The 9,880-nt window shown below is 43.3% G+C and carries 6 protein-coding genes; 3 read left to right on the top strand and 3 right to left on the bottom strand.

The window, feature by feature from the left end; translation table 11 throughout:
• Positions 1-200: 200 nt before the first annotated feature.
• The 3 genes from FWE23_07930 to FWE23_07920 form a co-directional block, all read right to left on the bottom strand.
• A complete protein-coding gene (locus tag FWE23_07930) occupies positions 201-815 on the bottom strand; it encodes a hypothetical protein (protein ID MCL2845361.1) in 615 nt (204 codons plus the stop codon).
• A 162-nt stretch (positions 816-977) separates the two neighbouring features.
• Positions 978-3,044, bottom strand: coding sequence for a polysaccharide deacetylase family protein (locus FWE23_07925; protein ID MCL2845360.1), 2,067 nt, complete (start codon positions 3,042-3,044; stop codon positions 978-980).
• A gap of 13 nt (positions 3,045-3,057) precedes the next feature.
• Positions 3,058-5,106 (bottom strand): polysaccharide deacetylase family protein, encoded by a 2,049-nt coding sequence (locus FWE23_07920; protein ID MCL2845359.1) that lies wholly within the window; start codon positions 5,104-5,106, stop codon positions 3,058-3,060.
• Between the two features lie 260 nt (positions 5,107-5,366).
• On the opposite strand from FWE23_07920, the gene glgA reads away from it, so the two are divergent.
• The 3 genes from glgA (at position 5,367) to FWE23_07905 (ending at position 9,869) form a co-directional block, all read left to right on the top strand.
• A complete protein-coding gene (gene glgA / locus FWE23_07915) occupies positions 5,367-6,911 on the top strand; it encodes a glycogen synthase GlgA (GenBank protein ID MCL2845358.1) in 1,545 nt (514 codons plus the stop codon).
• Positions 6,912-6,981: 70 nt separating this feature from the next.
• Positions 6,982-8,598 carry an SLBB domain-containing protein gene (locus tag FWE23_07910; protein ID MCL2845357.1) on the top strand — a complete coding sequence of 539 codons (1,617 nt, stop codon included), beginning with the start codon at positions 6,982-6,984 and terminating at the stop codon, positions 8,596-8,598.
• Positions 8,599-8,660: 62 nt separating this feature from the next.
• Positions 8,661-9,869, top strand: coding sequence for a hypothetical protein (locus tag FWE23_07905; protein MCL2845356.1), 1,209 nt, complete (start codon positions 8,661-8,663; stop codon positions 9,867-9,869).
• Positions 9,870-9,880 lie beyond the last annotated feature (11 nt).

Genomic DNA, 9,880 nt, shown 5'->3' with positions numbered 1-9,880 from the left:
CGGGTCGGAAACCTACGTTTGGCCTAAAAAAGGCTTTGAATTATGAAAACACAAAAAAATGCAAGTAAAAAATTTTTAAATTTTTTAAAGGTTTCCCCCCCCCCCCCATAAATTACTGAATTTTTCATAGTTATTCCTCCGATTTTTATTGAATGCCCGCTGTAAATATACAGCAAAAAGTCGGAAATTGCTTGAAAAACTCAGTACACTTTCAAATTTTTATCGTCGAGTTCTATTGCGTCTCCTACTTGGCGGATAATTCCTACGCCGTATTTTCGGGCTTCTTCCGCAACATAGTCGTCAAAGGAAAATCCTGCTATTCCGAGGCGTAATTTGTAATCTTTATATTCGGGGAAATATTTGCGAAATTGTGCAACTTTTCTGACTGCGACGTCTTCAACTGCGTTCGGGTGTATTCGGTTTTTGGCTTCTATTATTGCTACCGATTGACCATTCACTAAAAAAATGTCAAATTCACAACTTTCTTTGCCTTGAAATTTAAGATTTTTTATGAGTTTATCATATTTTTCACCGCCGAATGTTTTGCTTTTAGCCAACGCTTCCTGAAAATATTGCTCCGCGTGAAAACCGCTGTTATCGCTTATCCCGGTAACGGTTTTATGTAATTTGTCAATTCTTTTACCGACTTTGTCTATATTTCCGGACACCGTTTTGTTTAATCTTGTAATTTCTTCACCGGTTTTCTTCATTTGCTCGTCGGTTTTTTTCTGCGACTCCCTCAGTTCCGCAAAACCTTTCATATTTTCCGCCATTGCCGCTCTGATTTCCGCCATTTCTTCTTGCCATTTTTCCATAAATTACCTCGATTTTTCATTTTTTCAATATTTAATCATAAATATACTATATTTCTTAGATGGTTTACCGACTTATTTTGTATTTGGTGATTATTTGAATTACAATGAACGAATAACAAATTTGTAAGGGCGGGTTTCAAACCCGCCCTTACATTAAAAAAACTATCTAACCGAAATTCGCCTTACCAAAGTTGCGTTTGCGCCTTGAATACGAACTACAACCACGCCTCTTGCAATATTTTGTCCGATATTCAGAGAATTCACACCCGAAACAAGGTTTGCGCTCGTTTGCGAAAGCATTCTTCCGTCAATGCTGTGAATTGAAATATCATACATTCCAGCTTGTCCGACGTTCAGGCTGAGATTTCCTGCGTTGAAGCCGTTAATTGCCAATGTACTGCCGCTCGCTCTGCTTACGTTTCGCGAACTCGGAATTACAGACGGATTTCCGCCGCTTATTCCGTGAAGTTTTATCGACGATACGGTAAGATTTACGGTTTCTCCGTAGTTTTCGTGAGCAAACGTAAGTCCCGAAATTATGTTTGCTTTGGCAACATCAGGGAGGGCTCTGATAGTGCCTGCGTCGGCATTAGTCCAATCCCACATCCATTGCGGCGCTTCAAATGCAGATAACGGTAATATAAGCGGCGTATTCAATGTTGAAGATGGGGGCAATTCTGCGAAATAGAAGATTTGGTCGTTCCCCAACCGCGCCGTTGAACCAATTCTTAACTGAAGCGGCAAATTAGCGGTGTAAGTAATTTCTATCGCCGTAAGGTTGTCAAAAAGTCTCTCTGCAAAGAACGTGGAAACCGTTGCCCAAGTCCAAATATTGGCAGGTTCATCGTTTTGTCCGACGTGTAGAGTAGCAGTCAGCGGATTTTGGCTACTTATGTTCGCCGAAGAATTTCTGTTGTGAGTATCAGCGCCCTCTGTCCAAGTAATTTGTCCGCCGTCCCAAGTCCAGCCGATAACTTCTTGAAAATCTCCGCCGCCGTCTGTGCGTTCCCATTGTGCGGTAAGCGTCCTGTTGGAAGTAATATTTGTATGACTTCCGCCGCTCCAACCTGTAAGCCTGTGTCCGCTGTTAATAACTGTCGGCAAGGTTGCGTTTTGTCCGTTATTTACGGTTTGTGTTAGTTCTCCGCCGCCTGTGTGAGTTCCGCCGTTTAAATTAAAATTAACCGTCCAGCGTTGCGTAATGACTGCGTTGCAATTTATGGTAATGCCTCTCACTCTCTCCGTAATCACACGCCAGCCTTCATCAATTTCCATATCGTATTCTGTTGTTCTCTCCCAAGGCGGAGTTGGGCACGACCACCAATCTTGTGTCCACCAATTATCTTTGTTGTTTGGCCAAAAATCTCTGTGGTTATATCTTCCCATAGGCACTTTGGAATTAGGACCGTGATTTATGTTGCGGAAACGTTCCGGTTGCGCCTGTTTAATCATAAACAATTCGCGAACTGTTACAAAGTGATACCCTTGCGCAATAAGTTGAGGAATAAAATATCTCAAAGACCTGACTGTTCCGTCTCGTGTGCCGATAGGAGCGTCGTGCATAAGAATTATCTCGCCGCCCGAAGATGCCAATGCTCTAGCAACAATGTCGGCTCCCATAGCTTGAGGATTGTTTTGATTTGCCTCCCGCCAGTCAAATGAATCAAATCCGGCGTGCATAAAAGGCATATTGAGTTCAACGTCTATCCCGTTTAACTGGCTTCCCCATTCAAAAAACGGAGCGCGAAAAGAAAATGGCCAATGTCCCGTTACATCAAATATTTCTTGAGATAGGCGCTGTATATTTTCACGCGCTTGCTGAGGTGTACTCAATACCACATTCTGTCCGTTTAATCTGGAATCAGAGTGCGCTCCGCCGTGAGACAAATGATACCAACCGTGATTATCAACATCGTGTCCTTCGGCTATCATACGCCGTAATATCGGACGAGTTTGAGCGTTAAACATCGCGCCGTTAACATAAAAAGTCGCATTGATAGTTGCGTTGAGTTCGCGCTCCATTGCTCTCAATGTATCCAATATCCGAACGGTTTCATTGGTGGTCGGACCGTCGTCGAAAGTTAAGGCGATAAATCTCGCATTTGCGGGAAACTGCGAACGGGTTGGATACCTGCGTTGAGCATAAGCGGTGCTCGCAATTCCCGATACACACACACACAAGAGGATTAGCGCAATCAAGAACCTGTTGAGTTTTACTGAAAATTTCATAATACCCCTCCTTTTATCTAATCGAAATTCTTCTCGTTAAAGTGGCATTGGCGCCCTGAACACGAACAATAACTACGCCTCTTGCGATGTTTTGTCCTAATTGCAGAGAATTAGCGCCTGCTGTAAGGCTTGCACTTGTTTGTGCGAGTACTCTTCCCGAAATATCGTGAATTGAAACGTTGTACATTCCCGCACTCGAAACGTTCAAGTTAAGGTTTCCTGCATTAAAGCTGTTGATTGCCAACGCGTTGCCGCTCGTTCTGCTTACGTTTCGCGAGCTCGGAATTACAGACGGATTTCCGCCGCTTATTCCGTGGAGTTTAATGGATGATACAGTAATATTAAGGGTTTCTCCGCGGTTTTCGTGAGCGATTTCAAGTCCCGAAATTATGTTTGCTTTTGCAACGTCGTTGAGATACCTTATAGTACCTGCGTCGGCATTATCCCAATCCCACATCCATTGCGGCGCTTCAAAATCCGACAAAGAGAACATAAGCGTATTTTGGGTCGCAGATGCAGGCAATTCCACTGAATAGACGACCGCATCGTCTCCTAATCGAGCTGTTGAGCCGATTGTTAGCATAGCAGGCAAATTAGAAGTATATGTGATTTCTACTCCCGTAAGATTGTTAAAAAGTCCCGCTGTGAAAAATGCACTGACATTTGCCCAAGTCCAGTTAATTACATTCGGATTTCTCGAAATAGTGTCGTTTATTCCGACGTGTAGCGCCGCAGTCAGCGGATTTTGATTGCTTATGTTTGCCGAAGAATTTCTGTCGTGAGCGTCTGCGCGCGAAGTCCAAGTAATCTGACCGCCGTCCCAAGTCCAGCCGATAACTTCCTGATATTGACCTCCGCCGACGGAGTTCCATCTTGCGACAAGTGTTATGCTTGCTGTTATCGGGGTAGAGAAATCAAACGGCGTTCCGTTAAGAAGCCAAGTATCGAAAGCAGAGTTGTCTCTTGTCGGGTCGGCAGGACGATTTACCGTGCTTCCTCCGACAACGCTTGCCGAACTGACCGCAGAACCGCCGACAGTGTTAAATGATACGGTAAATCTTTGTTGTGAAGGATCGCAAGGTTGCGACAAATCTCTGTCCCACGGTGCAGTCGAGCACGTCCACCAGTCGCGTGTCATCCAATCTTCAGAGAAAAGACGCTCTGTAATCCCGTCTGTGCGCCAAGTAGGAGTTGTGTGTGTGTTTTGCAGGTCTGCTCTTTGATTAACTCTTGGCCACATAGCTGACCCTCCCCACAAACCTCCAAACAATTCAGGCGAATTGCCCATAATCATAAAAAGTTCGCGAACGGTGACAATTTCAAATCCTCTCTGTCTGAGTTGAGGTATGAACAACTGTAAAGATGCAACCGTTCCGTGTCGAGGACCGCCGCAGTCGTGCAAAAGAATAATTCCGCCATCCAAAACAGCATCGCTTCGACCCAATATATTGCTTGCTATTCCCTGTGGATTACCTTGGTTGTTGAAATCCGCAGGGTCTATTCCCGTATCAATAAATGCCATAGCCATTTCACGGTCAAGTCCCGCCAAAACATCTATTCCGCTCCAAGCAAATGTTCCCCACTCCAAAAACGGCGCGCGGAAAGAAAATGGCCAAAACCCGACAGCATCAAAAATTGCCTGCGAAGTTCTGCGCAATTGGTCGCGCGCTGCAACGGCAGTGGTTATTTGCGGAATAGTTCCCGGTTCGAGATCCTGTCCAAACGACGGGTGGTTCCACGAATGGTTATCAATATCGTGTCCTTCGTGTACCATTCGTTGTAAAATCGGTATGGTTTGCGGATTTACTTTTTGCCCTTGAATATAAAAAGACGCGTGCGCACCGAGACGTTTTAGCTCGTCCAAAACCTGTACCGTATAGGTAGTATTCGGTCCATCATCGAAAGTCAAAGCGACAAATTTTGTTCCCGGAGGAAAATCCGAACGACTTAAATCTTCTCTTCTTCCTTGATTTCTTGCGGGTTGAGCGAAAATAACACTTGCACACACACACACACACGCAAATGTCAAGAGTAAATTGTTAAATTTCACCGAAAATTTCATAATCCATCCTCCTTTTTTATTCAGTAATTCGTTGTAAATATATTACAAAAAGTCGTAAATTGCTCAAAAAATGTCGGATAACAGGCAAATTCTCTACCTAATAAGATAGCAATAATACCGTTTTTGTTGCAGAAACATAGTAAAAAACGTAAAAAAAAGATAAAAAACAGAAATTTTCATCAAAAAGAGTGGCGACCGTCTCACCAAATATTATTTTACATTTGATATTAAATAAATACTGTTAAAAATTCGGAGGAATTATGAACATTCTTTTTGTCGCGTCGGAAGCAGTTCCGTTCGCAAAAACAGGCGGGCTTGCCGATGTAGTATCTTCACTTGCGGCGTATTTGCACGCAAACGGGCACAACGTTAAAATCGTAATTCCTTATTATAAGGCAATAAAAGACAAAACCGGCGACGGTAAAGGAAAAATCAAAGTTAAGCAAGTTATGGGGTCTTTCTGCGTTCACATGGGAAATGCTCAAGAGCAGTGGTGCGGGCTTTACGAAACAAAAGGTTTCGGCGATGTTCCCGTATGGTTTATTGAATGCGATAACTTCTTTAACCGCGACGGAATTTATCACGACAAAAATTACAACGATTTCGGAGACAATCCGAGCAGATTTGCGTTTTTATCGAATGCGGCGCTCAGAGCTTGTATTGACACGGGCTTTTCTCCCGACATCATTCACGCCCACGACTGGCAGGCGGCTCCTGCGTTGGCTTATGCCAAAACTTGGTATTGGGATAACCCGATTGTAGGTCGCGCGGCAACTGTTCTTACTGTTCATAACGCGCAGTATCAGGGAACTTATCCAAAAGAAAATTTCAATTATATGGGCTTTGGATGGCAACATTGGACGAGCGACAAATTTGAAGACAACGGTCATATAAATATGCTTAAAGCAGGCATTTATTTTGCGGAAGCGGTAAATACGGTAAGTCCGACGCACGCTCTCGAAATTTCGTCGCCGCATTCGGAATTCGGTCTTGCACCTTATTTTAGCGCAAAAGGTAAAAATTTCTGCGGAATATTAAACGGCGTGGATTATAATGAATGGAACCCCGAAAAAGACCCGCTTATAAAAAGCAAATTTTCATCTTCGGATATATCGGGAAAAAAGATTTGCAAAAAGGATTTGCAGAACAGATTTCATCTTAAAGAAGACGACAACATTCCGATTATCGGCATAGTTGCGAGAATGGCGAGCCAAAAAGGCTACGACCTTCTTGCGGGCGTTTTGGAAAAAATTCTGAACGACTTTGAAGTGCAGTTTGCCGTTGTAGGTTCGGGTGATAAAGGTCTGGAAGGTTATTTCGGTTGGCTTCCTGCCGCTTACGGTGGAAAAATCGGCTCTTATATCGGATATAACGAAGAACTTGCGCACGTTGTTGAAGCAGGTTCCGATATGTTCCTGATGCCTTCGCGCTTTGAGCCGTGCGGACTTAATCAGATGTATTCGCTTAAATACGGCACGCTTCCCATTGTTCGCAAGGTCGGCGGATTGGCGGATTCGGTAGATAATTACAATCCTTACACGGGAGTGGGAACGGGCTTTGTTTTTGAAGACGCGTCGCCCGATGCCATTTACGGAACAATTAAATGGGCAATCGAAACGTGGTACAATAACAAAGACCACTTTGTAGGTATGCAAAAACGCGCAATGGAAGTGGATTTCTCGTGGAATGTCGCAGGAAAACATTATATGGCTCTGTATAACAAGGCGATAGCCACACGCGAAGAATACAATAAAGCGTTTACTTTAACGCCTAAAAGCGCCGATACCTCGGAAACAGAGGAGTAATACTCTTTAAATTATGAAAAAGAATATTATCTTTTTACTTTTGGTTGCGACCTTTGCTTTTGGACAAAGTATGCAACAAATGTACGGTATGCAGAGTGTGCAACAAAATATGCAAGGTATGCACGGTGTGCAAGGGAATGGCGGCGTAAGAAGAACCGTATCGCCGCCCGTAAGTATGGATTTGAGTAATAATGCGGTTGACTGGCAATTATTAAAATTGCCCAGACCGACCGACTTCTTTATAGACGAAGACAGTTATTTTTTGGGTGCGGGCGATATTCTTCAGGCTATGGTTTGGGGAGTTCGTGAAACCTTATTGAATATTTCTATAACAAACAATGAAATCGCAATAATTCCGACAGTAGGGGCGGTTAATGTCAGCGGATTGACATTGCGGGAAGCAAAACAACAAATTCTTGAGCTGATACAGCGAGAATACAGAGCAAGAAGCGTCGATATTTTTGTTGCGCGGGTAAAAGAAATTCCCGTACAAGTTCTCGGTCAGGTGAATAATCCGGGAACTCACGTGGTTATGGGAAACTTAGCATTGAGTTCCGTTATTGAATTAGTCGGCGGAGCGAATTTAAAAGCAAATTTACGCGAAGTTCAGCTTATTCATCCCAGACACGGAACAAGGATTGTCGATGTAGTTGCGAGCGAGAGAATTATGGGACAACCGTCGGTTAGCCTCAGAAACGGCGACGTAATTTTTGTTCCGCAAAGAGACTTGCAGGTAATGATAAACGGCGACATTCTTCACACAGGGATTTATGACTTTGTTGAAGGCGACAAACTTTTGGACTTAATTGCAATCAGCGGCGGAATGTTTTCATCGGCGGACAGTTCCGCAATTTCAATAACGCGTACCATAGGAAATAACAGAGACTCCATAAAAACAATAACGGTAAATTTTGATAATGCCGCAAATTTCGCGCTTCAAAGAGACGACGTAGTTATGGTTCCGAGAAGAGCTGAGTTTCGTCCTGTTCGTCAGGTGCAAATTTCGGGCGAAGTTGTTTTCCCGGGGACTTACGTAATTCAGGAAAATCACACGCGCTTAATTGACGTTATACAAATGGCGGGCGGCTTTACAAACGACGCTTTTTTGGGCGCAAGCAGAATTGTGCGTCGAAATTTTGTGCATACCGCGGCGACCGAAGAGCGAAAACAAATAGCTATACAAAGCGGCATACAAATAACGCCTTCGGAAAATAATTTCTTAAGATTTACCACTGCTAACGAAACGCGGATAAGTATGAATTTCGCCGAAATTAAGGACGATAACTCAATAAAAAATCTGCTTTTGCGTGAAAATGACGAAATTGTTATTGAACGAAACGACTGGACGGTAAATGTAATGGGCGCAGTTTTGCGACCGGGTTTTGTTGATTTTGCGGAGGGGCGGGACGTTAATTTTTACATTGCTCAGGCGGGCGGTTTAAGAAGCGAGGCAATGCAAAGACAAATAAAAGTAATTAAAGCGGGAACACAAAATCGCATAAGTTTGCGCGATGTTCAAAAAATAGAGCGCGGCGACATAATCTGGGTTCCCGAAAGAGACTTTGTATCACAACAAGAGCGCCAACAAAATGTTGCAATAAGAGGCGGAATTTGGGGTATTGTCGGCAGTATTGCGACCACTTTAACGGCGGCGGTAACAGTTATGATGTTTATTCAAAGTCAGTAAATGTCATTGAATGAGTTTAGTTTGGTAAAGAAAAATTTAATGGAAAACAGTAAGGTTAAAAAATGGAAAAAGAGGTAAATTTACTTGATTTGTTCATAATTTTGGCGAAACAGAAAGTAAAAATAGTTGTTTCGGGGATAATTATCGCCGTTGCGGTGTTTGTTGTTGTTTCGTTTTTACCAAAGCACTTTAAGTCCGAGGTGGTGTTTTTGCCTCGCGGGTCTTCGGGAAGCGGCTTTATGGGACTTATGGGAGGACCGTCGTTAGGCAGTGTTGCCGATATTATCGGGGAAAATCCGTTTTCTACGAGACAGTACGTCGAAATCCTTAATTCAAGATACATTATCGAAGCGGCTATAGAAAGATTTAATCTTATAGAGTATTACAAAGAGCACAGAAACAATATAAATCCGCTTGACAGGACGATACGCGCGTTCAGGAACGATTTATCTGTAAGTATGTCGGAAGAGGGCGGCTTGGGAATAACAGGCGTTTTGTCGATTACTTTGACTGTTTCTAACAAAGACCCGCAACGCGCCGCCGATATTGCAAACTTTATGATAGAAAAACTGATTGAAAGAAGCCGAGACATTTACGCGCAAAGTTTTGCAGGCGCGATTGATTTCTTGGACAGACAAATTGAAGAAAACGCTCAACTTGCACGTCAAGCTTCGGACGCTTTAACTCAATTCCAAAAAGAACACAGTATTTTTAATATGCCCACACAAATGGAATTGACGCTTTCGACTTACGCCGCCAATCTTGCGGAGATTTCGGCGCTGGAACAACAAATAGAACTTCTGCGATTAACCCGCTCTCCGACAAGCGCTGAAATATCGGTTTTGAACCGTAGAATAGCGCTTCTGAGAAATCAAAACACTCAACTTGAAACAGGAGGCTTCGGAAACATTTTTCCGGGGATTACCAATATCATAAATCTAAGCGATGAATTTACACAACTTTCGGTGCAGGCGCGAATGCTTGAGCAATTGGAAGCATTGCTTATGCAACAGCGATTGCAAACGCAACTTCGCATTGACCGCGACTTTTCCGCAATTTACATAATCGACGAAGCGCGCGCCGCTCAGTGGAGATACAGACCGAAAAGAATAACGGCTTGCATAATTGCGCTTGTAATTTGGTACGCCTACTTAATTCCGTCGATACTCATAAAGAGTATGCTCGCAAGTTTATCTCCCGACGACGCTCGTATGCAAAAAATTAACGAGTTTAAGTCTGCATTGGGTTTTAAGCGCAGAAAAAACAAATAATTTTACGTTTT

Source organism: Chitinivibrionia bacterium (genome assembly GCA_009779925.1).
Taxonomy (GTDB): Bacteria; Fibrobacterota; Chitinivibrionia; order Chitinivibrionales; family Chitinivibrionaceae; genus WRFX01.
This window is presented reverse-complemented; position numbering and strand designations above follow the sequence as displayed.